General features: G+C 65.9%; 22 protein-coding genes. 12 read left to right on the top strand and 10 right to left on the bottom strand.

Annotated elements, in window-relative coordinates; genetic code table 11:
- Positions 1 to 285: 285 nt before the first annotated feature.
- The gene (locus tag K2U94_RS00960; protein WP_243065423.1) at positions 286 to 1,506 is read left to right on the top strand and encodes an acyltransferase family protein; all 1,221 of its coding nucleotides are present in this window, start codon (positions 286 to 288) and stop codon (positions 1,504 to 1,506) included.
- 322 nt (positions 1,507 to 1,828) lie between these two features.
- Here K2U94_RS00960 and K2U94_RS00965 read toward each other — a convergent pair whose 3' ends face one another.
- The 3 genes from K2U94_RS00965 to K2U94_RS00975 form a co-directional block, all read right to left on the bottom strand.
- Positions 1,829 to 2,605, bottom strand: a complete 777-nt coding sequence (locus tag K2U94_RS00965) for a Bax inhibitor-1/YccA family protein (protein ID WP_243065424.1) — start codon at positions 2,603 to 2,605, stop codon at positions 1,829 to 1,831.
- Positions 2,606 to 2,743: 138 nt separating this feature from the next.
- Complete coding sequence (locus K2U94_RS00970; protein WP_243065425.1) at positions 2,744 to 5,329, bottom strand: ABC transporter permease; 2,586 nt, start codon at positions 5,327 to 5,329, stop codon at positions 2,744 to 2,746.
- Positions 5,316 to 6,026, bottom strand: coding sequence for an ABC transporter ATP-binding protein (locus tag K2U94_RS00975; RefSeq protein WP_243065426.1), 711 nt, complete (start codon positions 6,024 to 6,026; stop codon positions 5,316 to 5,318). The genes K2U94_RS00970 and K2U94_RS00975 overlap by 14 nt, the downstream gene beginning before the upstream one ends.
- A gap of 24 nt (positions 6,027 to 6,050) precedes the next feature.
- Here K2U94_RS00975 and K2U94_RS00980 point away from each other — a divergent pair, with 24 nt between their 5' ends.
- Together K2U94_RS00980 and thpR are read left to right on the top strand one after the other, a co-directional pair.
- The gene (locus K2U94_RS00980; RefSeq protein WP_243065427.1) at positions 6,051 to 6,743 is read left to right on the top strand and encodes an arylesterase; all 693 of its coding nucleotides are present in this window, start codon (positions 6,051 to 6,053) and stop codon (positions 6,741 to 6,743) included.
- A gap of 11 nt (positions 6,744 to 6,754) precedes the next feature.
- The gene (gene thpR, locus K2U94_RS00985; RefSeq protein ID WP_243065428.1) at positions 6,755 to 7,300 is read left to right on the top strand and encodes an RNA 2',3'-cyclic phosphodiesterase; all 546 of its coding nucleotides are present in this window, start codon (positions 6,755 to 6,757) and stop codon (positions 7,298 to 7,300) included.
- On the opposite strand, the gene hpt is transcribed toward thpR, so the two are convergent.
- Both hpt and K2U94_RS00995 read right to left on the bottom strand, forming a co-directional pair.
- On the bottom strand, positions 7,285 to 7,833 hold the full coding sequence (gene hpt, locus K2U94_RS00990; protein ID WP_243065429.1) for a hypoxanthine phosphoribosyltransferase: 549 nt from the start codon (positions 7,831 to 7,833) through the stop codon (positions 7,285 to 7,287). The two genes, thpR and hpt, sit on opposite strands and share 16 nt — an antisense overlap.
- Positions 7,830 to 8,498 carry a DUF3426 domain-containing protein gene (locus K2U94_RS00995; RefSeq protein WP_243065430.1) on the bottom strand — a complete coding sequence of 223 codons (669 nt, stop codon included), beginning with the start codon at positions 8,496 to 8,498 and terminating at the stop codon, positions 7,830 to 7,832. The genes hpt and K2U94_RS00995 overlap by 4 nt, the downstream gene beginning before the upstream one ends.
- Positions 8,499 to 8,620: 122 nt before the next feature.
- Between K2U94_RS00995 and ftsE the strand changes: the two genes are divergently transcribed.
- The 5 genes from ftsE (at position 8,621) to K2U94_RS01020 (ending at position 12,730) form a co-directional block, all read left to right on the top strand.
- Positions 8,621 to 9,283, top strand: coding sequence for a cell division ATP-binding protein FtsE (ftsE, locus tag K2U94_RS01000; RefSeq protein WP_243065431.1), 663 nt, complete (start codon positions 8,621 to 8,623; stop codon positions 9,281 to 9,283).
- Between the two features lie 7 nt (positions 9,284 to 9,290).
- Positions 9,291 to 10,265, top strand: coding sequence for a cell division protein FtsX (locus tag K2U94_RS01005; protein ID WP_243065432.1), 975 nt, complete (start codon positions 9,291 to 9,293; stop codon positions 10,263 to 10,265).
- 84 nt (positions 10,266 to 10,349) lie between these two features.
- Positions 10,350 to 11,126, top strand: coding sequence for a lysophospholipid acyltransferase family protein (locus tag K2U94_RS01010; RefSeq protein WP_243065433.1), 777 nt, complete (start codon positions 10,350 to 10,352; stop codon positions 11,124 to 11,126).
- Positions 11,127 to 11,198: 72 nt separating this feature from the next.
- Entirely contained in the window at positions 11,199 to 11,591 is a 393-nt protein-coding gene (locus K2U94_RS01015) for a hypothetical protein (protein ID WP_243065434.1), read from the top strand.
- A 128-nt stretch (positions 11,592 to 11,719) separates the two neighbouring features.
- Positions 11,720 to 12,730: a DUF2125 domain-containing protein gene (locus K2U94_RS01020; protein ID WP_243065435.1), complete on the top strand. Its 1,011-nt coding sequence runs from the start codon at positions 11,720 to 11,722 to the stop codon at positions 12,728 to 12,730.
- A 6-nt stretch (positions 12,731 to 12,736) separates the two neighbouring features.
- On the opposite strand, the gene K2U94_RS01025 is transcribed toward K2U94_RS01020, so the two are convergent.
- Positions 12,737 to 13,573 (bottom strand): chorismate mutase, encoded by an 837-nt coding sequence (locus tag K2U94_RS01025; protein WP_243065436.1) that lies wholly within the window; start codon positions 13,571 to 13,573, stop codon positions 12,737 to 12,739.
- 258 nt (positions 13,574 to 13,831) lie between these two features.
- Between K2U94_RS01025 and metX the strand changes: the two genes are divergently transcribed.
- Complete coding sequence (metX, locus tag K2U94_RS01030) at positions 13,832 to 14,929, top strand: homoserine O-acetyltransferase MetX (RefSeq protein WP_243068772.1); 1,098 nt, start codon at positions 13,832 to 13,834, stop codon at positions 14,927 to 14,929.
- The gene (gene metW / locus K2U94_RS01035) at positions 14,926 to 15,579 is read left to right on the top strand and encodes a methionine biosynthesis protein MetW (RefSeq protein ID WP_243065437.1); all 654 of its coding nucleotides are present in this window, start codon (positions 14,926 to 14,928) and stop codon (positions 15,577 to 15,579) included. Before metX ends, metW begins: the two co-directional genes overlap by 4 nt.
- 27 nt (positions 15,580 to 15,606) lie before the next feature.
- Here the strand turns inward: metW and K2U94_RS01040 are convergent, their stop codons facing one another.
- Both K2U94_RS01040 and K2U94_RS01045 read right to left on the bottom strand, forming a co-directional pair.
- The gene (locus K2U94_RS01040; protein ID WP_243065438.1) at positions 15,607 to 16,581 is read right to left on the bottom strand and encodes a site-specific tyrosine recombinase XerD; all 975 of its coding nucleotides are present in this window, start codon (positions 16,579 to 16,581) and stop codon (positions 15,607 to 15,609) included.
- Positions 16,578 to 16,721 carry a histidine kinase gene (locus K2U94_RS01045; RefSeq protein WP_243065439.1) on the bottom strand — a complete coding sequence of 48 codons (144 nt, stop codon included), beginning with the start codon at positions 16,719 to 16,721 and terminating at the stop codon, positions 16,578 to 16,580. The genes K2U94_RS01040 and K2U94_RS01045 overlap by 4 nt, the downstream gene beginning before the upstream one ends.
- A gap of 85 nt (positions 16,722 to 16,806) precedes the next feature.
- Between K2U94_RS01045 and aroB the strand changes: the two genes are divergently transcribed.
- Positions 16,807 to 18,579: a 3-dehydroquinate synthase gene (aroB, locus tag K2U94_RS01050; RefSeq protein WP_336606140.1), complete on the top strand. Its 1,773-nt coding sequence runs from the start codon at positions 16,807 to 16,809 to the stop codon at positions 18,577 to 18,579.
- Positions 18,580 to 18,584: 5 nt separating this feature from the next.
- Positions 18,585 to 19,883 (top strand): HlyC/CorC family transporter, encoded by a 1,299-nt coding sequence (locus K2U94_RS01055; RefSeq protein ID WP_243065440.1) that lies wholly within the window; start codon positions 18,585 to 18,587, stop codon positions 19,881 to 19,883.
- Positions 19,884 to 19,890: 7 nt separating this feature from the next.
- Here the strand turns inward: K2U94_RS01055 and K2U94_RS01060 are convergent, their stop codons facing one another.
- Both K2U94_RS01060 and K2U94_RS01065 read right to left on the bottom strand, forming a co-directional pair.
- Complete coding sequence (locus K2U94_RS01060) at positions 19,891 to 21,648, bottom strand: glucan ABC transporter ATP-binding protein/ permease (RefSeq protein ID WP_243065441.1); 1,758 nt, start codon at positions 21,646 to 21,648, stop codon at positions 19,891 to 19,893.
- Positions 21,649 to 21,734: 86 nt separating this feature from the next.
- Positions 21,735 to 22,502: a TIGR00266 family protein gene (locus tag K2U94_RS01065; protein ID WP_243065442.1), complete on the bottom strand. Its 768-nt coding sequence runs from the start codon at positions 22,500 to 22,502 to the stop codon at positions 21,735 to 21,737.

Here is a 22,502-nt window from a genome sequence, read left to right on the forward strand (position 1 = left end):
ATGACGGCCTCAGCCGCCGAGCCATGGGGCTTCCGGCGGCGCGGCCTCCGCCAGAAGCGCGCGCAGGCCGGGAAAGACATGGCGTAAACTGCGATGGAAACAAGCGAAGGTCGGCAAGTCTCGCGCTCCGATCCGGGCGCCGCCCGGAAAATGGCTCCAAAAGCGCCATATTCCCAGTAAAGGGGAGAAAAGGACCACGCGCAACCGCCACGCCTCCCTATTTTACGCCGCGTTCATTTTACCCGGGTTAGCCTGCGTCAGGGTCTTCAACCAGAAGCGGCGGCGATGTCGGTTCCATTCTCTCTTGGGCAAATGACGCGCTTCGGCGCGTTCGGGCGACGCGACGCCGCGCTTTCCATGACCTGCGCCACGGATGTCGCCGTGGGCGAGACCGCGTTGGCGCCGCCGCGCGAGACGGCGGTCAAAGCGCCTTCGGACATTCGCATTCCGGCGCTCGACGGCCTGCGCGGGCTTATGACCCTGTTCGTCGTCATTTCCCACTACTTCGGCGAGGTCCCGAGCGGCGTCGGCGTGTTCTGCGTCGGCTGGGTCGCGGTCGTGGTCTTCTTCGTCCTCAGCGGCTATCTGGTCGGACGGCTGATCATCGAAAAGATGAACGCCCGCAATTTCCTGCGCGTCTTTTATCTGCGCCGGGTGTGCCGGACCTTCCCGACCTATTTCTTCGCCACCATCGTCATATTGCTGCTTCAGCGCCATTTCGCGGATGCCAGCTGGGTCGGAGTGGACCAGAATTTTCCGCAATGGTCCTATTTCATCTTCTTCCAGAATTTCCTGTTCAACCCTCTGCAGAGCTATGGCTCGCATTGGCTCGCCCCGACCTGGACGCTGGCGCTCGAAGAGCAATTCTATCTCGTCGCGCCTTTCGTGCTGCTGTTCACGCCGCGCCGGTTCTGGCTCAGTTCGCTGCTCGCGGTCGGCCTCGTCGGGCTCGGCCTGCGCGCCTATGGGGTGCTGTCGGGCCATCTCTCCATCGCCCCGATCGCGCTCCTGCCGGCGGCGACCGACGTCCTCTTCGCCGGCATGGTCGTCGCCGTCCTGGTCAAGGACAATCGGATCGATTGGGACAAACATTCGCTCCTCATCCGCGTCCTTCCGATCGTCTGCCTGCTGCTCACCTTCGTCATGCAGGGGCTGGACGGCCTGGTCGTCGGCGCCCGGTTCGAGATTCTTGGCCCGTTCTTGGCCGGGATCGGCGCCGGCTGCTTCATCCTGATGCTGGTCAAAGGCGCGCCCGAGGCGAAGCGTTTCGAATCGAAAACCCTGCGCTTTTTCGGCAATATCTCCTACAGCGTCTATCTGACCCATTTGACCGTGCTGGGGCTGATGCACGGCCTGATCCTGGGCGGATTGCCGGACGTCTCCACGCCGGCGCAGATTGCGGTGACCATCGCCGCCCTGCCGATCACCTTTGCCGTCGGCTGGCTGATGACCCGCATCCTCGAAGAGCCGATCACCGAATGGGGCCGCAGCCATAAGTGGGAATAGTTGACCGGGGCGCGACGGATCGTCGAAATGGGGTTTGTTCGGCCCGGCATGGCGAGGGGCGCCGCTTTCACAAGCCATCTTCTTTGCGACAATTTCGAGCGCGTCGGCGCCTTTGCATTATGTCGATGGCGCGAGCTTGCGCGCCGATGCGCGCGGCCGGATGGCCAGTCCTTGACGGCTCGATCGGGGGAGAAATGGCGCATCAATGAAGACCGTCCCCCATATCGCCGGGGGCGAGACGCGCGCGCTCGCCGCAGGGGACGCCTCCGCGCCAGACAACAAAAAACCCCGCCGAAGCGGGGTTTTTCTCGGATCGGTTCGATCAGTCGTTGCGCTGGCCGGTGAGTTGCACCAGCGACATGAAGATGTTGATGAAGTCAAGATAGAGCATGAGCGCGCCATTGATCGACTTCTTGGTGGCGATCTCGTAACCGTCCGACTCGAGATACATCTGCTTGATCGCCTGGGTGTCATAGGCGGTCAGGCCGGCGAAGATCAGCACGGTCAGGATCGACAGGCCCATCTGGAACGCCGAGCTCTGCATGAACAGATTGACCAGGCTCGCGATGATCAGGCCGAACAGGCCCATGATCAGGAACGAACCCATCGCCGACAGGCTGCGCTTGGTCGTGTAGCCATACAGGCTCAGCGCGCCGAAGGTCGCCGCCGTGATGAAAAAGGCGCGCGCGATGGAAGCGCCCGTATAGATTAGCAGGATCGACGAGATCGACACGCCCATCACCGCCGCATAGGCGTAGAACAGGTTGCGCGCCGAGGAGGCCCTCATGCTGTTGATCTTGAAGGAGAAGAACAGGACGAAAGCCAATGGGGCGAACATCACCACCCAACGCAGCGGGCTCATATAGATCGCGGCGCCGAAACTGGTCAGATAGATATGCGAGCCGATCTGATATTGCGTCGGCAGAGCGGAAACCGCCAGCATGTTGACGCCGAGCGCAAACAAGCCGGTCAGCGCCAAGCCGATCGTCATGTGATTATAGACGCCAAGCATGAACGCCCGCAGACCTTGATCTACATCGGCGCCCGTCCGGGCGTAGCCCCGGCTCCAGGGAGCGGCGTTGCGGTCAAAGTTGGTCATTGGTTCCTCACGAAATGCCGCAGGGAAAGCCCGCCGTGGACGATCCACGGGCGGCACGGCCTATCGAATATGACGGCGAAGCGGTGAAAAGACAAGGCGGAGCGCTTACGCGCGGCTAAGCGCCACATTACATTTTCGTCATTCTTCCTTTAACCGCCGGCCGGGCTTTTCGCCCAAAATCCGCCAGGTTCCCGCGAGTCCAACGGCCAGGGCGAAGGCCACGGCGCCAAGCGCGACCGCCAAAGCCTGCCCCGGGAAGAAGGTGAAGCTGAGATCGAGCAGCTGATGCGCGACGATCGCGGCGGCAAGCGAGCCCGCCGCCACGCCAAAGCCCGCGGTCGCGGCCCCGAGCAAAGCGAATTCCAGCGCCAGCGCCCCGAGCAGACGGCCGCGCGTCGCGCCGAGAACCTTGAGCACGACCGCCTCGTAAATGCGGGCCCGCTGCCCCGCCGCAAGCGCCCCCGACAGGACGAGCGCCGACACCACGAAGGCGAGCGAGGCGGCGGATTGAATGGCGATCGACAATTTGCCGAGCACGCCGTCGACCGTCGCCAAGGTCTCGCGCAGCGACACGCTGGCGACCGAGGGAAAGGTTTTGGCGGCGTCGGCGAGGATCACCGCCTCGCGCGCCGGATCGAGGCGCTCGGGCAGGCTCAGCGTCATCAGCCTCGTGAAAGGCGCGCCGGCGAAGGCGTCAGGCGAAAAGACCATGACGAAATTGATGTTGAAACTGCGCCAGTTCACCTTGCGCAGATTGGCGATGCGCGCCGTGACCGCGCGGCCAAGCACATTGACCGTGATCGTATCGCCGATCTTCACGCCGAGCCCCTGCGCCACGCCGCTTTCCAGCGAAACCAGCGGCGGGCCGCCATATTGAGCCGGCCACCATGTTCCCGCGACGAGGCGCGATCCTTTGGGAATTTGGGCGGAAAAGGTGATGCCGCGATCGCCGTCAAGGGCCCAGCGCGCCTTGTCGCCGGCCTTGACCTGTTCGGCGGGGACGCCGTTCACCTTGACGATGCGGCCGCGCAGCATGGGCGCGACGGCCACGACGCCGTCGGGCGCCTCCTTGCGCAGAAAAGCCTCGAACGCGCCGGCCTGCGCAGCCTGGATGTCGAAGAAGAAGAAGCTCGGCGAATCTTTCGGGACGGATTCCCCGATTTCCGCCCGCAGATTGCGCTCGACGCCGACGAGCGCGGTCAACAGGGTCACGCCGAGGCCGAGCGAAATCAGGAACGAAGGCGTCAGCGCGCCCGGCCGGTGAAGATTGGCCATGGCGAGCCGCAGGGACAAATGGCGGGAATGGGGCGCGCGGCGGGCTAGAGCCATGATCGCCCGCGCCACGCCATAGAGCAAAGCGAAACTGACGAGCACGGCGAAGCCAAATTCCGCGGTGATCCCGCGATCAGCGCCGACGAGCAGCGCGAAGCCGAACAGCGCCGCGGCCGACAGGATCGCGACCGCAACCGCGCGCTGCCCGGGGAAACCGCTGTCGCGCATGGCGGTTTCGCGCAACAGGGTCGTCGCCGGCAGGGAGCGCGCGCGGTCGAGCGGCGCGGCGGCGAAAGCCAGCGCCGTCAACAGACCGAACGCCACGCCCGAGAAAGCGTCGCGTCCGTCGAGATGCGGTTCGAGCGGAAAGGGGAGGTTTGCGCCCAGAGTCGCGCCGACGAGCCCCGGCAGAGCGAGGCCGAGCGCGGCCCCGATCAGGGCGCTGGCCGCCGCGACCAGCAAGGTCTGGAACAGGACGAATTGCGCGGCCTCGCCGCCGCTTGCCCCCAGCGCCTTCAGAATCGCCAGAGTCTTGCGCTTGCGGTCGATCAGCCCGCGAATCGAATTGCCGACGCCGACGCCGCCGCAGACCAGAGCGGTCAGGCCGATCAGCGACAGGAATTGCGCGAATCTTTCGACATTGCGCGAAAGCTGCGGCGAAGGAGCGGCCCGGGTGCGAATTTCGAAGCCGGAATCGGGAAAGGCCGCCATGAAAGCCTTTCTGGTCGCAACGACCTCGGCGTCGCTCGCCTTGTCGGGCGCAAGCCGCAGGCGCAGCGATAGCCGCCCCAGCGAACCGGGCATGATCAGCCCCGACGCATGAAGCGCGGCGGCGCTGACGATCACGCGCGGGCCAAAGCCGATCGCGCCAATGGAATCCGGCTCGCCCGCCAGCCAGCCGGCGAGGACGAAATGAGCGGCGCCGATCTCCAGCCGGTCGCCCAACTTCGCATTCAATCGCGCCCCGAGCGACCGGTCGGCGAAAAGGCCGAAAGCGCCGTTCCTTTCCGCGAGCGCCGCGAAGAAGCCGCGGCCCGGACCAAGCGGCGGTTCGGTCTTGACGGCGCCGGTCAGCGGATAGGCCGAATCGACCGCCTTCATCTCGATCAGATTGGAAGCGGGGGCGTCCGCGCGCCGGGCCATGGCGCGCAGGGTCGTGATCTGGCTGACTTTTCCCCGCCTTTCAAGAAAGGCCCTTTCCTTCTCCCCGGAAGCGCCCAAGGCGCGGCTGAAGGCGAGATCGCCGCCGAGCAGGACCGCGCCCTGGCTCGCGAGGCCGTCGCGGAAGGCGCGCGCCGTCGCGTCCACCCCGACGATGGCCATGACTCCCAGGACCAGACAGGCGATGAACACGCCATAAAAGCGCAAAGACCCACGCAGGTCGCGCAAGGCGAAACGCGCCAGCGCCCATTGCGCGGCGCCGGGGCGGCGCGCGCGATCAGGCGTCGGCATGCGCGCGGTCCGCGACGGAAGCGGAATCGCTCTCGATCCGCCCGTTGCGCAGGCGGACGATGCGGTCGCAGCGCCGCGCCAGCGCCTCGTCATGGGTGACGAGCGCCAAGGTCGCGCCCTGGGCGCGGTTGAGCGCGAAGATCAGTTCGATGATCTCGGCGCCGACGCTCTGGTCGAGGTTGCCGGTCGGCTCGTCGGCGAGAAGAAGGGCGGGACGGGCGACCAGCGCCCGCGCGAGGGCGACGCGCTGCTGCTCGCCGCCCGACATCTGCGCCGGATAATGTTTTACACGCCCTTCCAGACCGACTTGCGTCAACGCCTTGCGCGCGCGCGGGAAAGCGTCGGGCACGCCGTTCAATTCCAGCGGGATGGCGACATTTTCGAGCGCCGTCAGGGTCTGGATCAGGTGAAAGGCCTGGAAGACGACGCCGATATGGGCGCCGCGAAACCGCGCCAGGTCGTCCTCGCCCACCTGGTCGAGACGCCGCCCCGCGATCCATATTGCGCCGGAATCGGGCGCCTCCAGTCCCGCCATGGTCATAAGCAGGGTCGATTTGCCCGAACCCGAGGGGCCAAGCAAAGCGAGGGTTTCGCCTGGCGCGACATTGAGACAGATATCCTTGAGAATTTGCGTCCGGGCTTCGCCGCTTCCCAATGCAAGATTGACATTTTCAAGTCTTATGGCGGGATCGACCATGCAGAATCTTTCCGAAAGGCCGCAATGACGACCGTTTCCTTCGCGCCGGCGGGCAAGAGGCGCTTCGCCCCATATGGGCGCGCCCTCGCCTTTCGCCAAATTTTTTTCGCGGCGCTCGCGCTGGTTTTTGCGGCCAGTGGGGCGGCCGGCGGGCGGCCGCTGCGGATCGTCGCCCTCGGCGACAGCCTGACTGCCGGCCATGGGCTGCCAGCCGACAAGGCCTTCCCGGCCGTGCTCCAAAACGCGCTGAAAGCGAAAGGCGTTGACGTCGAGATCGTGAACGCTGGGGTTTCGGGCGACACTTCGGCCGATCTGCTGGCGCGGCTCGATTGGGCGCTTGGCGACGGCGCCGACGCGGCGATCGTCGAAATCGGCGCAAATGACATGTTGCGCGGCCTCGATCCCGAACAGACGCGAAAAGATATCGACGAAATCCTTGCGAAATTGCGGGCGCGCAAAATTCCCTTCCTGATCGCGGGGATGCGGGCGGCGCCCAATTTCGGCGGGCGCTACGCCGCCGAATTCGAACCGATCTATATGGCGCTCGCGCAAAAATATCAGGCGCCGCTCTACCCCTTCTTTCTGGAAGGCGTCGCCGGCCATCCCGACCTGCAATTGCCAGACGGCATGCATCCCAATCCCAAAGGCGTAGACGTCATCGTCGCGGGCGTTCTGCCGCCAGTCGTCGCCTGGCTCGACAGCCTGCCGAAGAAATGATCGGATCGACCTTGCCAAGATTGTTCACCGCTTTCGAAATCCCGTCGCAGATCGCCGCGCAGCTCGCCTTTTTCCGCGGCGGGCTCCATGGCGCGCGCTGGATGGAGCCGCAGGATTATCACGTCACTTTGCGTTTCTTCGGCGACATTGACGCGCGCGTCGCCGAGGCTTTGGCGGCGGACCTCGCCGAGACCGAATCATTTTCCGGCGGCGCGCCGCTACGTCTGGAGCTCGACGAAATTGGGGTGTTCGGCGGCCGTTCGCCGCGCGCGCTCTATGCGCGGGTGAAAGCCGATCCGCTACTGACGCGGTTGCAGGCCGCACATGAAGCCATCGCCCGGCGCAACGGTCTTCCGCCCGAAACCCGCAAATTTGCGCCGCATGTCACTCTGGCCCGGCTGCGCGGCGTCTCTTCCGGCGCGGCCGGCGTCTGGCTGGCGGAACGGGCTTTTCCGCTCGGGCTCGCTTTCGAGGCCGCGCGTTTCGCGCTGTTTTCGTCGCGCGATTCGGTCGGCGGCGGGCCCTATCGGCTCGAAGCAGTCTATCCTTTCGGCTGATCCAGATCGTCGAGCGCGCCGACGAAGGGCAAGTGCCGGTAATTTCCGGCGTGATCCATGCCATAGCCGACGACGAAACGATCCGGACAGGCGAAGCCGACGAAATCGGCCGCAACCTCGATCTGCTTTTTGTGCGGCTTTTCGAGCAGCGTGGCGATCATCACCCGCCGCGCGCCGCGGTCGAGCAGCAATTGCCTGGCGAAAGCGAGGGTCCGGCCCGATTCCAGAATGTCGTCGATCAGCAAGACGTCGCGTCCGGCGACCTGCGTCCGAAGGTCGCGCATCAGTTCGATCCGGCCCGAGGAGGTCACGCCCGCGCCATAGCTGGCGATCTGGATGAAATCCACTTCCGGCGCGAGACCGGCGCGATGGAGGGCGCGCAACAGGTCGGCCGCGAAAACGAAGGCGCCGGTCATGATCGGGATCGCGATCAGGTCGCGCGGGCTTCTGGCCGCGATCTCGGCCGCCAATTCCTCGACCCGCGCGGCGAGCGCCGCCTCGTCGAACAGAACCGTCGCGGCGCTCCCGCTCACCACGAAGCGCCCGAAGAAGACGCGCCCGAAGAATCCGAATCCCTGGCGAATCGCACCCGAATCTCGTGTCCTTCCTTGGGCGGCGCGGCGAGACGGGCGCGGAACTCGGCCGTTTCCCCCGCCGCCAGCCGCGCCTTGGGCGGCGCGGCGGTCCAATGATAGATCTCGCCGCCGTCGGCGTCGATCACCGCGAAGCGCATGCGCGGCGCGGCGCGCGGCGAGGAGGAAAGATTATCGATCTCACCCGAGACGATCAGCACCTGGCGCCCATCCTCATTGACGAGGCGGGCCGACACATGTTCGACGCCCATGCGCCTGAGATTCACGTCGAGGCCAAGCGTGGCATAGAGCGGCGCGACCGCCGGGACGAGACGGACGATCTGGGTCCTGCCGCCGATCAGCATCGCCCAGGCGGCGAAACCGGCCAGGACCAACGTTACGGCACCAGGCGCCCGCGTGCGCTTTTCGGCGCCCGCCCCGTCAGGGAAAGCGCGCGCCGCGGTTTGAGCGCGGCGGCCGGAAGCCGCGGCGGCGCCGACCTCGCCGGAGCCGCGCGCATAGGACGAGCCATGGGACGGGCCTTGGGACGGGCCTTGGGACGCGCCATGCGGCGCAAAAGCAAAAGCTCGATCGTCGAGCCGCGAAAAAGGGGAGACGGAACGCATGAAAGCGCCTGTGCTGGAGACGAAGTCCGATGGCTGGTCGCAATTCTACCCTCAGCTGTTATGGTTAAATCTGGGTTAAAAAGAAGCGATTCGCGCATTGGCGGCGCGTGAGGGAGCAGCTTTTGGTCCGGTTCGAAAATGTCGGCTTGAGATATGGCATGGGCGCGGAAATCCTGCGCGACATCACATTCGACATCGCGCCGCGCACGTTCCAGTTCCTCACCGGCCCATCCGGCGCCGGCAAGACCACTTTGCTGCGGCTGATCCTGCTCGCCATGCCGCCGACGCGCGGCCTCATCACTTTGTTCGGCAAGGATTCGCAGGACCTCGACAAAGCCGAGATCACCGCCTTGCGCCGCAAGGTCGGTGTGGTTTTCCAGGATTTCCGCCTGCTCGACCATCTCACCACCTATCAAAACGTCGCGCTTCCGCTGCGGGTGCAGGAGCGCGAGGAGGCGAGCTATCGCGCCGAGGTCATGGAGCTTCTGCGCTGGGTCGGCCTTGGCGACCGCATGCATGTCTTTCCGCCGGTGCTCTCGGGCGGGGAGAAACAGCGCGCGGCGATCGCCCGCGCCTTGATCATGCGGCCGCAATTGCTGCTCGCCGACGAGCCGACCGGCAATGTCGATCCGCCGCTCGCCCGGCGCCTGATGCGACTCTTTCTGGAGCTGCACAATTCGGGCACATCGGTGGTCATCGCCACCCACGACCTCGCTTTGATGGACCAGTTCGACGGCGCACGGCGGCTCGTGCTCGGCGACGGCCGCCTGCATATTTACGAGTGAAAGCCGGATGCCCTTCTCCGCCGACACCAATGCGGCGCGGCCGCCCATCGAAACGCTCGATCTGACCGACGCCTGGAGCCATACGCCGCTCGTGCCCTCCGAGACCGTCGCCGGGCGGTCGCTGACGATCGTCATCGCGATCATGACCTTTCTCGCCGCTTTGACCGCCGGTTTCGCCATTGTGCTCGCCGGCGCTTCGCGCGAATGGCGCGGCGAGGTCGGGCTCGAAATGACGATCCAGGTCTTGCCCCGGCCCGGCCGCGACATCGAGGCCGACGCCGCCAAAGCGGCGCAAATCGCCGCCTCCTTCCCCGGGGTCGTCGAGGCGCGCCCCTTCACCCGCAAGGAATCCGAGGATTTGCTGTCGCCCTGGCTCGGCGCCGGGCTCGACCTCAGCCAATTGCCGGTGCCGCGCCTGATCGTGGTGCGGCGCGACCCCGAAAAGCAGATCGACGAAATCGGCCTGCGCGCCGCCCTCGACGCGGCCTTGCCCAACGCCGTTCTCGACAATCACGGCGCCTGGCTGCGACGGCTCGGCGCCATGGCGCAGGTCGTGGTCGGCGCGGCGACCGGGATTTTCTTTCTGGTGCTGATCGCCATGGCGCTTGCCGTCTCCTTCGCCACGCGCGGTGCGATGGCGGGCAACCGCGAGATCATCGAGGCCTTGCATTATGTGGGCGCCGCCGACAGTTTTATCGCCCGGCAATTCCAGTTCCATTTCCTGCGGCTGGGCTTGCGCGGCGCCGCCACGGGCGGCGGCGCGGCGATCGCCCTGTTTCTGCTCCTCGGCTTCCTGTCGCGCCATTGGGCGACGAGCGCCGGCGGCGAGCAGGCGGAGGCCCTGTTCGGCTCTTTTTCGCTGGGCTGGTCCGGGATCGTCGCCATCGCCATGATCTCGCTCGCCGCGGCTTTGCTCGCCGGCCTGATGTCGCGCGCGATCGTCTTTCGGGCTTTACGCGGCTTTTTCGGCGTCGCGAACTGAGCCGCGGCGCTTTTGCGCTGCGGAGGGCGCGAAAGCGCGCCGCCGGGCTTTTCTTTTCGGCGGACGTCCGGCACAAGAAGCGCCATGCTTTATCTGCGCTCCCTGCTGTTCAACGTCGCCTTTTATCTGTGCACGACGATCCTCGCGATCGGCGGCCTTCCGACCATGTTCTTCGGCCGCAAGGCGATTCTGGAGCTCGCGCGCGTCTGGGCCCGCGCCACGCTCTGGCTGCTCGACGCAATCTGCGGCGTGAAGGTCGCGTTCCGCGGCCTTGAAAACCTCCATCAGGAGGGCTGCATCATCGCCGCCAAGCACCAGTCGGCATTGGAAACCATCGCGCTCGTCACCCAGGTCAAGGATTTCACTTATATCCTCAAGCGCGAACTGACCTTCATCCCCGTGTTTGGGCAATATCTCCTGCGCAGCGACCAGATCGCCATTAACCGCGCCAATCGTTCCGCCGCCATGCGCGATCTCATGGCGCTCGCGGGCAAGGCGATCGCGGAACGACGCGCCATTTTCATCTTTCCCGAAGGCACCCGCCGTCCGCCCGGCGCGCCCCCGCTCTATAAAAGCGGCGTCAGCCGCCTCTATGTCGCCGCCAACGCCCCTTGCGTCCCCGTCGCGCTCAATTCCGGCCTGTTCTGGCCCCGCCGCGCCTTGCTGCGCCGTCCCGGAACTGCGGTGATCGAATTTCTGCCCGCGATCCCTGCCGGCTTGCCCACGAACGAGTTCGCCCGCCTGCTCCAGGATCGCATCGAGGCCGCCTCCGACCGGTTGATCGCGGACGCCCTGGCCGCCGACCCCCGCCTCGCGCCCAATCTCGGGAAAAAGGACGAAGCCGCGCCGGCGGCGCATTGACATCGCTCCCGTTTTGTTCTTTCTTTGTTTGCGTGACGTTTCGGCAGATGAGAGAACAGACAGAGGAACGACATGGGCCGTCTTCCGCTTCCCGCCGCCTCCAACCGCCCCGAAAACCGCCCGCTGACCAGCCTGAGGCGGACCGGATTGGAGAAATTGTTCCACAGCTGGCTCGGCGCCTCGGGGCGACGTTACATCTGTTCGGTCTATTCCGTCGGCGAACCGCCCCCTTTCGACGAGAGCCGCGCCGTGATCGCCGCCGTGCGCCCCGGGACGGCGCAGGCCGAAATCGCCTTTGTTTTCGCGCCCGGCCTGAACGGGGAAAGCGAGGATTTCGATCTCTGGACCGCGCGGGCGCGCGCCTGCGGGGCCAGCGAATGGCACGTCCATCTGCTCGCGGATACGCCCCAGGCGCGCGGCGTCGTCCTGCGCGATCTGACGCCCGCGCGACGGCTCGCGGCGTGACTTTTTTCCCCGCCAGTCTCTTTTGCGCCGACATTTGCTTTAGGATGGCCGCCGATTCGCCGGAAAGGCCGGCGAGGCGAAGACAAGGGGTGCGAGCCCGCCGTCACCGCCAAATCCGGATTTGCTGAATGGCCCGTTACCGCCGCCCCATTATCATCGGCCTGATCGTTTTGCTCTGCGTCGGCGTCGGCGAATTCTGGCTCTATGCGGCCAATCGGCTCGGATTTTATGTCCATCAACCCATCCTCGGCGGGCAGTCGCTGGCGGATCTTTGCCAGTCGAGCGACATCGGCGGCTTTCCCTTCCGCCTCAAGCTCAGCTGCACCGGCCTGACGGCGCCCGTGCGCGTCGGCGGCGGCGTCATTTACGCTGGCGTCGAGGAGGCGCATGGCGTCGCGAGCCTCTTTTCGCCCAACCACATCGTCCTGACCATTTCCAGCCCGCTGGTGATCCAGAGATCCAACGGCGCGCCCGTCGCCAAACTCCGCCACGACGGAATGACGCTCGACGTCGCCTGGGGCCTGTCGGGGGTCGCCGCCATGCGGCTCAACGCGACCTCGCTCGATTGGCGGCCTGAATCGCCGGAAGCCGGCGTCGCGGTGAATGTCCAGAACCTTGCTGTGGAGGCGGTGCCGCAGGGCGGTCCGGACACGCCTGCCGGCCTGCGTTACGATCTGGTCGCCGACGGCGTCACCGCCCCCGCCTTGCAAGCCTTGCTGAAGGATAAGGCTCCCGGCCATTTCGCGGCCTCCGGCGAAATCACCCCGCCGCCAAAGCCAGGCAGGGATTGGCGGGCAGCCTTGGAGGACTGGCGCAAGAAGTCCGGCGCGCTTCGCATTCAACATATGGAATGGCGGTCCGGCGATCTGTCGCTGCGTCTCGACGGCGCGCTCTCGCTTGACGACAACCATCGTCCCGCCGGCCGTCTCAATGTCGCCGCCCACGGCGCGGGACCCCTCCTCACCCGCCTCGGCGTTCCGGCCGCCGCTCAGGCGCCGGACCTCCTCGGCGCCCTGCTCGGCAAGACGACTGCGGCGAATGCCGGAACCGGCGCGCTCAAACTGCCGCTGACCCTCGCCAACGGCCAGATTCTCATGGGGCCGCTCCGGCTGCCGGCGACTTTGCGCCCGCTCTACTGATCGGACTTACGCTAAGGCGAAGCGTTCGGCATGGCTGCCGAGCCATGTCGCTTTTTGCGTTCCTTCCCCAAGGGCGCCGCGCAGCCGCGCCGCGTCCCAATATCCCGGGGCGGCCACGAACAGGGAAACGCCCCAGGGCGCCGGCGCGCGAGCCAGGCTTTCGCAGCCCGCGGCCCGCAGCGCCGCATCGCCCGGCCCCTCGCCCGAGCATTGCGCGGCGAACAAGGCGACATCGCGCGCCGCCGCCTCAGCCAGCGGATTGGAAATGATGAAGACCGGCATCCCGGCGGGGTGATCGGGCCGCTCGACAAAAGGCAGGCGGGCGATGATCTTGGGGGCGTCCTCCGCGGCGAGAGCTTCCCACCATCGTCCCTCGCCCGGCCGCCAGTTCGCGCGCACCATGCCGAGGTCGCCGCCGCCATCCGGCCGCGCCGAGCCGGCGACCGCCGCGATCGTCTCGTCCGGACTGGAATGACCCAGCAACGGAACGGTGAATCCGAAATGAAACCGCGCCGAATCGCGCATCGTCGCGTCGCCGCCCGACATATCGGCATGGACCGCATAGGGCGACTGGACGAAGGTGAAGGTCGCAATGATCACCCGCCAGATGCTTTCGACCGTGTCGAGCGGCAGCCGTCCGCGATGGCGCGCCGCGATCACCCGCATCATGTCCGCCTCGCGGCCCGGCCGGAACGCCGATCCGCCGCCCTGGCGCGCCTTGGCCGCGATCAGCCTGTCGATGATCTCGCCGCGCTCGATCAGAAGTTCGTGCATTTCGCCGTCGATCCGGTCGATTTCCGCGCGCAAATCGGCCAGGGTTTCCAGGGCGGAGGGTTCGGTCATCTGCTCGATCTTGGTCTGAAAGGGGCCGGCCGGGTTCGGCCGACTTCCTCTATAGACGGCGCGCAAGCGCAAGCAAACGCCGCGCCGGACCCTTTCTTGACTTGGGCGAAGCGCGGCTCCTATATAACAAACGATCCGTTCGGAAAATCGAACAGCTGCGCCTTGAACGACATTATTCCCGAGCCCCACCCAAGTCTGGCGGAAGCCGCGCAGCCCCATAGCCTGATCGCTGTGTTCGATGGACCGCGGGCGCTCGCCATGAGCGCCGGCGCCTCGCTCAGCCCGTTCACGATCGCCTACCAGACCTATGGCGAACTGAACGCCGACAAGTCCAACGCCATCCTCCTTTGCCACGCGCTCACCGGCGACCAGCATGTCGCCAACCATCATCCGTTGACCGGAAAGCCGGGCTGGTGGTCGGCGCTGGTCGGACCCGGCAAGCCCTTCGACACCGATAAATATTTCGTCATCTGCTCCAATGTGCTCGGCGGCTGCATGGGGACGACGGGCCCCGCCTCGCTCAATCCGGCGACCGGCCGCGCCTATGGCCTCGATCTGCCGATGGTCACCATCGCCGACATGGTCCGCGCCCAGGCCATGCTGATCGACCGGCTGGGCATCGACACGCTTTTTTGCGTGGCGGGCGGCTCCATGGGCGGCATGCAGGTGCTGCAATGGGCGGCGCTTTATCCCGAGCGCGTCTTTTCCGCCATGCCGATCGCCACCGCCGCGAAACATTCCTCTCAGAACATCGCCTTCCACGAGGTTGGCCGCCAGGCGATCATGGCCGATCCGGACTGGCGCGGCGGACGCTATATCGACCAGGGCGTGCGCCCAGTCAAAGGCCTCGGCGTCGCCCGCATGGCCGCCCACATCACCTATCTCTCCGACGAGGCCCTGCAACGCAAATTCGGCCGCAATCTGCAGGACCGCGCCGAGCCGACCTTTTCCTTCGACGCCGACTTTCAGGTCGAGAATTATTTGCGCCATCAGGGCTCGACCTTCGTCGACCGTTTCGACGCCAATTCCTATCTCTATGTCACCCGCGCCTGCGATTATTTCGACCTGGCCCAGGATTACGGCGGCTCGCTCGCGCGCGCCTTCGCGGGCGCCAAGACGCGGTTCTGCGTCGTCTCCTTCACCTCGGACTGGCTCTATACGACCGCCGAATCGCGCGCCATCGTCCACGCCCTCAACGCCGGCGCGGCGCCCGTCTCCTTCGTCGAGATCGAGACCGACAAGGGCCATGACGCCTTTCTGCTGGAAGAGCCCGATTTTCTCGCCACCACGCGCGGCTTTCTGCGCGGGGCGGCGAAAGCGCGGGGGTTGAGCGACAAGGGGAGCGACGGCGCATGACCCCGACGAACGGCGAGGCGCCCCAGACCGCCGTCACCCGCATCGACCTCCTGCTTGTCGCCGGCATGGTCGAAACTGGCGCGCGGGTGCTTGACGTCGGCTGCGGCGACGGCGAATTGCTTCGCCTGCTCGCGGAAACCAAGCGGGTCGACGCGCGCGGCGTCGAAATCTCACAAAAGGGCGTGAACGATTGCGTCGCCAAGGGCCTTTCGGTTGTGCAGGGCGACGCCGACGTCGATCTCGCGGATTATCCCGATGACGGCTTCGATTACGTGATCCTGTCGCAGACGCTCCAGGCCACGCGCAATCCGCGCAAGGTGCTGGAGCAGATGCTGCGCATCGGCAAGCGCGCCATCGTCTCCTTCCCCAATTTCGGCCATTGGCGCGTGCGCTGGCAGCTCGGCGTGCGCGGGCGCATGCCGATCACCGAAAATCTCTCCTACGCCTGGTACGAGACGCCCAATATCCACTTCTGCACGATCCGGGATTTCGTCAATCTCGTCGAAATGATGGACGCGCGAATCCTGCGCGCGACGGCCATGAACAGCAGCGGCGCGCAGATCAGGGTCAACGCGCCGTGGTGGGCATGGAATCTTTTCGGTGAGCAGGCCGTTTTCCTGCTCGAACGGCAGGAAGGCCGGAAGGCTTAGGCCGCCGCGCGAAGGCCGTCGCCGTCGTCAATGCTCGTCATTGAGAGGATGAAGATCCCGCACCATCGCCTTCAGCCGCTCGTCCAGCACATGGGTGTAGATTTGCGTGGTGGCGATGTCGGCGTGGCCAAGCAGCTCCTGCACGATCCGCAAGTCGGCGCCATTCTGCAGGAGATGGCTGGCGAAGGCGTGGCGCAGGACATGAGGGCTGACGCGCTGCGGCGCGACGCCGGCGGCGGCGGCCAAGAATTTCAACTCACGTGCGAAAACCTGGCGGGTCAGATGGCCGCTTTCGCCGAGCGAGGGAAACAGCCATTTCTGCTTCGCGGCCTCCGGATGAAGTTCGAGCAATTGCCGGCGATAGGAGGCGATCGCCTCGCGCGCGGCGCCTGTCAGCGGCGCCAGCCGCTCGCGTCCGCCCTTGCCCCTGATCGTCAGAAAGCCGCCGCCCTGGTCCGGCGCTTTCTCGGCCTGTTTCGCCGCCGCGAGCGGCAGGGCGACCAACTCGGAGACGCGCAGGCCGGATGCATAGAGCACCTCGACCAGACAGGCGGCGCGCCGCGCCCGCAGCCTGTCCTCGGCGGGCCGGGCGGGATCGTCCAAACCCTCTCGGCACACGCGCAAAATCGCGTCCACCTCCTCGACCGACAGGATTTTGGGCAGGCGGCGGCCCTGGCGTGGACCCTCCAGCAGAACGCCCGGATCGTCCGGCCGCCGCTCCTCCGCCGAGAGGAAGCGATGAAACTGCCGGATCGCCGAAAGTTTTCGCGCGGAAGAAGACGGCTTGAGGCCGGCTTGCGCGAGATCGGCGAGATAGTCGCGGATGTCCTGCGTCGTCGCGCTGATCGGGTCGCGGCCCCGGCCCGCGAGGCCCAGGAGATAATCGCCGAGATCGCGCGCATAAGCGTCGAGAGTGTTTTTCGCGGCGCCGCGCTCGGCGGCGAGCATGTCCAGAAAATCCTTGACCGCGGCGCGCGAGGCCGGGGCGCCGGCGCTTGTCATTTATTGAGCACGCTCGGCGGAATGGGCTGGCTCATTTCCCGCGGCTGCGGCTCGACGAAGGCGACCAGCGCCGCCATGCCGACGAAAGCGACCCCCGCGAGCAAGCCGATGACAAGAAGAAAGCGGAACAGGCTGGGCATGAAACTCTCCGAGCCGCAGGCCGCCGCCGGCGTAGCCCTACACGGCGAAAGCCAGATACAATTTGCGCGCGCGACGTGATAGTACATGCCGGTCATGTGGGATCAAGCCATCGTTCATCCGCCGGAGGCTACGCCGGCCCAGCCTCGCGACCCGCGCGCGCAAGCGATCGTCAGCCGTCTGGCGGGGCGCCCCGTCGTCCTCGTCGGCATGATGGGCTCAGGCAAGACGGCGATCGGCAAGCGCCTGGCGCAAAGGCTTGGCCTCCCCTTCGTCGATTCGGATCACGAGATCGAAGCCGCCCACCGCCTGACGATTGCCGAAATCTTCGCGCTTCACGGCGAGGCCTATTTTCGCGACGGCGAACGGAGGGTGCTCGCCCGGCTCATCGGCGAGGGCGAAAGGGTTATCGCCACTGGCGGCGGCGCTTTCATCCAGCCGCAGACGCGCGGCGTGATCCGCGCCCGCGCCGTTTCGATCTGGCTCAAGGCTGAATTCGAGGTTCTGATGCGCCGGGTGCGCAAAAGGCCCACCCGGCCGCTGCTGCACGACCCGAACCCGGAAGGGGTGATGCGGCGGCTGATCGATGAACGCTATCCGGTCTATGCCGAGGCCGATCTCGTCATCCAGTCGCGCGATGGGCCGCATGAGGCCATCATCGAGGAAATCCTCGCGGCGCTCGAAGGACTTTTGGCCAAACAAGGAGATTTCACGCCCGAAATGACCGCTCCCGTCCTGCCCCCCGCCTCGACCGGCGTCCATGTCGCCCTCGGCGCCCGCGCCTATGACATCCTCATCGGGCCGGCGCTGATCGCGCACGCCGGCGAGCGGCTCGCCCGGCTCGCGCCCGGGGCGAACGCCTTCATCGTCACCGACGCCCATGTCGCGCCGCTCTGGCTTGGCCCGCTGGAGGCGAGCCTGGACGCCGCGCGCGTCCGCCACGGGCGCATCGTGCTGCCGGCCGGGGAAACCACCAAGGACTACGCCCATTTCGAAGAGCTGTGCGAGGCGGCGCTGGCGGCGAAAATGGAGCGCGGCGATTTCCTGATCGCGCTTGGCGGCGGCGTCATCGGCGACCTTACCGGCTTCGCGGCCGCGAGCCTGCGGCGCGGCATGGGCTTCATCCAGATCCCGACCACTTTGCTGTCCCAGGTCGATTCGAGCGTCGGCGGCAAGACCGGCATCAATTCCCGCCAGGGCAAGAATCTGATCGGCGCCTTCCACCAGCCCGCGCTAGTGCTCGCGGACACCGACAGCCTCGCGACCTTGCCGCCGCGCGAATTCGCCGCGGGCTATGCGGAAGTCGTCAAATATGGCCTGATCGACCGGCCCGATTTCTTCGCATGGCTGGAGAAGCACTGGCCCGCCGTTTTCGCGCGCGGGCCGGAGCTGGGCCACGCCATTGCGGTCAGCTGCGAATCAAAGGCCGCCGTCGTCGCCCGCGACGAGACCGAACAGGGCGATCGCGCCCTGCTCAATCTCGGGCACACTTTCGGCCACGCCCTGGAAAAGCTCGTCGCCTATGACAGCGCCCGCCTCGTCCATGGCGAGGGCGTGGCGATCGGCATGGCCTGCGCCTTTCGCTATTCTTCCCGCGCCGGCCTATGCCCGGCGGAGGCCGCGGAGCGGGTCGAGGCCCATCTGCGCGCCGTTGGCCTGCCGACGCGCATTAGCGACATCGCGGGCTGGAGCGCAGGCGCCGACGACATTGTCGCGGCCATGGCCCAGGACAAGAAGGTGCAGCGCGGCGCCCTGACCTTCATCCTCGCCCGCGATATCGGCGCGAGCTTCATAGCCAAAAATGTCGAGGCGGAAGCGGTGCGCGCCTTCCTCGATGACGAGTTGCGCGCGGGAGTCTGACCGAAATGCATGGCGGGGGTGGCGTTTCGATCACCAATATCTGGGTCGCCGGCGCGATCCTCTTCGGCTGCATATTGTTTTCGGCGCTGTTTTCCGGCTCCGAGACCGCGATGACCGCAGCCTCGCGCGCGCGCATGCACGCGCTGGAAAAGCTGGGCGACCCGCGCGCGGCCACCGTCAATCGCTTGCTCGCGGGGCGGGACCGGCTGATCGGCGCCATGCTGCTCGGCAATACGCTTTTCAACATCGGCTCTTCCGCCTTGCTCACGACCGTGCTGGTGGCCATGGTCGGGGAAAGGGGCGCGATCTACGCCACCGCCGTGATGACCGTGCTGCTGCTCGTCTTCGCGGAAGTCCTGCCCAAGACGGTCGCGATCAATTATCCCGATCAGGTGTCGCTGATCGTGGCGCGGGTCGTCTCCTTTTTCGTCACGATATTCGGCCCCGTGCTGTTCGCGGTGGAGCGGCTGGTGCGCGGCGCCCTTTATCTGTGCGGATTGCGGCTCGATGAGAAAACGCCGCTGCTCTCCCCGGAAGAGGAGCTGAAAAGCGCGGTCGATCTCATGCACAGGGAGGGCGGCGTCGCCCGCACCGACCGCGACATGTTCGGCGGCCTGCTCGACCTCAAGGAGCTGACTGTCTCCGACGCCATGGTCCACCGCACCAAAATGGTCGCGCTCGACGCCGACACGCCGATCGCGGACATCGTCCGCGAGGTCGTCGCCTCGCCCTATACCCGCGTGCCGATGTGGCGCGGGTCGGCCGACAATATAATCGGCGTGCTGCACGCCAAGGACCTGTTGCGGGCCTTGAGCGACGCCAATGGCGACGTCTCGAAGATCGACCTCGAGCCAATATCCCACGAGCCCTGGTTCGTGCCGGACACCACCTCGCTCGAAGCCCAGTTGCAGGCCTTCCGCAAACGCAAGACCCATTTCGCTTTGGTCGTCGACGAATATGGCGACGTGCAGGGCCTGGTGACGCTGGAAGACATTCTGGAGGAGATCGTCGGCGACATACGCGACGAGCACGACGTCGCCTTTGTCGGCGTGCGCCGGCAGGCCGACGGCTCGGTGATCGTCGACGGCTCGGCGCCGGTCCGCGATCTCAACCGCGTCATGGACTGGGACCTTCCGGACGAGGAAGCGACGACCATCGCTGGCCTCGTCATCCACGAGGCGCGCGCCATTCCGGAAGCAGGCCAGAAATTCGCTTTTCACGGCTTCCACTTCGAGGTTTTGCGCAAGCAGCGCAACCGGATCACCCTGCTGCGCCTGACGCCGGAACCTAAAACGAAAGCCTGATACAGGCTCACGCCCCCGCCGCCATGAATTGCGCCCGCGCCAGCGCGGCGAAAAGGCCGCCTTGCGCCACCAGATCCTCGAAAGAGCCCTGTTCGACGATCCTGCCTTGATCGAAGACGAAAATGCGGTCGGCGCCGCGGATCGTCGCCAGCCTGTGGGCGATGACGAAAGTGGTGCGGCCACGGGTCGCCGCGTTGAGCGCCGCCTGCAATTGTTTTTCCGTCGCGGCGTCGAGCGCTGCGGTCGCCTCGTCGAAAATCATGATCGGCGGGTCTTTCAAAAGCGCCCGCGCGATGGAGAGCCGCTGGCGCTCGCCGCCGGAAAGCGTACGCCCGCGCTCCCCGACCAATGTGTCGATCCCTTCCGTCTGGCGCGAGACAAAATCCGCGGCCTGGGCGCGTTCCAGCGCCAGAGCGATTTCCGAATTGGTGGCGTCAACCTTGCCGACTCGCAGATTTTCCTCGATCGAACGCGCAAACAGCATCGGCTCCTGGAAGACGACCCCGATATTGCGCCGCAAGGCGCACAGCTTCATGTCGCGTATGTCGATCCCGTCAATGCGGATCGCGCCGTCCTGCGGGTCGAACGCCCGGTGCAGCAGGCTCAAGGTGGTCGACTTGCCCGAGCCGGTCGCCCCGACGAGCGCGACCGTTTCACCGGGCTTCACGGCAAAGCTCACGTCGTCCACCGCTTTGCGCTTGTCGTCATAGGCAAAAGTGACGTGATCGAAGACGACTTGGCCGGCCAGGCGGCCGGGGTCGATGGCGCCCGGCCTGTCGGCGACGCTCGGCGCGGTGTCCATGACCTCGAAGAAACTTGCGATCTTGGGCGCCTGCATCAGCAGAAAATTGAAGAAATTGACGACCTGCTCCAGCCGCGCGACCAGAATGGTGGCGAAGTTCATGAAAGTGACGATCACGCCGATGGTCGCGAGATGATGGAGATGCAGCCAGACGCCGATGATGAAAATGGCGAGCAGGCTCAAGGTGGCGGAAGCGCGGGTCGCGACGGCGGCCAGCGCCCACCACGACAGGACCGGAAGCTGGGCCGCGAGAACTTGGTCGATGATGCGCCTGACGCCGCGCGATTCGTTTTCGATCCGCGTGAAGGACTGGATGACCGGCACATTGCCGAGCGCGTCCGAGGCGCGCTCGGCCAGTTCCGCGTTAAACAGCTCGACGCGGGCCTGAAGCCCGTGGGTCCGGCGCAGGACGAAAACAGTGAGCAGGCCGAAAAAGGCGACCAGAACGACCAGAACCAGGCCCAGGCGCCAATTCACGAAAACGGTCGCCGGAAGCAGGACGAAAAGCGCGGTGATCGAGGCGCAATTTTCGCGGAAGAAGGACAGCCAGATTCCGGCCATGCCGCCGGCGCCGTCGAGCATGATTTTCAGCAGCCGCCCCGAATGGGTCCCGCCATGGAAGCTCAACGGCAATTCGAGCAGATGGTCGAAGAAGCTCGCCATGACCGCGAGGCGCCGGCGGTGCGACAGGCGGTCGGCGTGCAAGGCGACGGTCACGGCGGCGGCGATCGAGAACAGGCCGAAGCCGATCCAGGCGGCCATGAGAGGCGTCAGTTCGGCCCAAGTCGGTTCGCGCGCATGGGTCTGGGCGGTCGTCAATCGGTCGATGATCCGGCCGAACAGCACCGGTTCGACGAATTGGGCGCCGGCGAGCGCCAGATTGGCGAAGACCAGCAGAATGGCGAGGCGGCGCTCGGGCGCGAGCTGGGCGAGAACCCGACCGTAGATTTTCAGAATGAACATGGGCCGCGCCGATCGCGAAAATGAAATCGACTATAGATGCTTTTGGGGCTCTGTCGCCCGTCGAGGCGCGGCCGCAAGCGGCGGCGTCATTCCTTCGACAGAGCCGAGCCGCCGATCGCGCCGAGAATGCCGCCGACGACGCCGGACGCCAGCGAACCGCCGCCCGGGCTTGCGCCGGAAGAGGTCTGCGGGAGATAGCGGGCGATTTCTTCCGCGAGATTCATGATCGGCATGCTTTGCAACGCAATATGGCCCGGCCCGGTCAGCGTCGCCAGAAACAGTCCCTCGCCTCCGAACAAGATATTGCGAAAGCCTTTGACCATCTGGATGTCGAAACTGACGAACGGATCGATGACGCCGACATGGCCGGCGTTGACCAGAAGGCGCTCGCCCGCCGCGAGATCGCGCTCGACGACCTCGCCGGAAAGATCGAGCCAGACCGTGCCCGGCCCGGTGACGCGCTGGAGGATGAAACCCTCGCCGCCGAACAGGCCGGCGCCGAATCTTTTCTGCCAGGCGAGCTCCAGCCGCACCGAGATTTCGGCGCAGAGAAAGGTCTCCTTGCGGCAGATGAGCGATTGGCCGTCGCGCAGCGGCACAGGTAGAATCGCGCCCGGAAAGCGCGGCGCGAAGGCGACATGGCCCTGACCGCGCGAACGGAATTCGGTGACGAAAAAGGAGCCGCCGCCGAAAGTGCGCTTGATCCCGGCGAGGAAACCGCCGCCGGTATTGGTGTCCATTTCGATCGCGTCGTTCATCCAGCACATGGCGTTGGTCTGGCTATAGACCGTCTCGCCGACGCCAAGATCAATCTCCAGAGTCTGCAACAGCGTGCCGGACAAGCGATATTGCAT

The organism is Candidatus Rhodoblastus alkanivorans, from assembly GCF_022760755.1.
In the GTDB taxonomy this organism is placed as follows: Bacteria; Pseudomonadota; Alphaproteobacteria; order Rhizobiales; family Beijerinckiaceae; genus Rhodoblastus; species Rhodoblastus alkanivorans.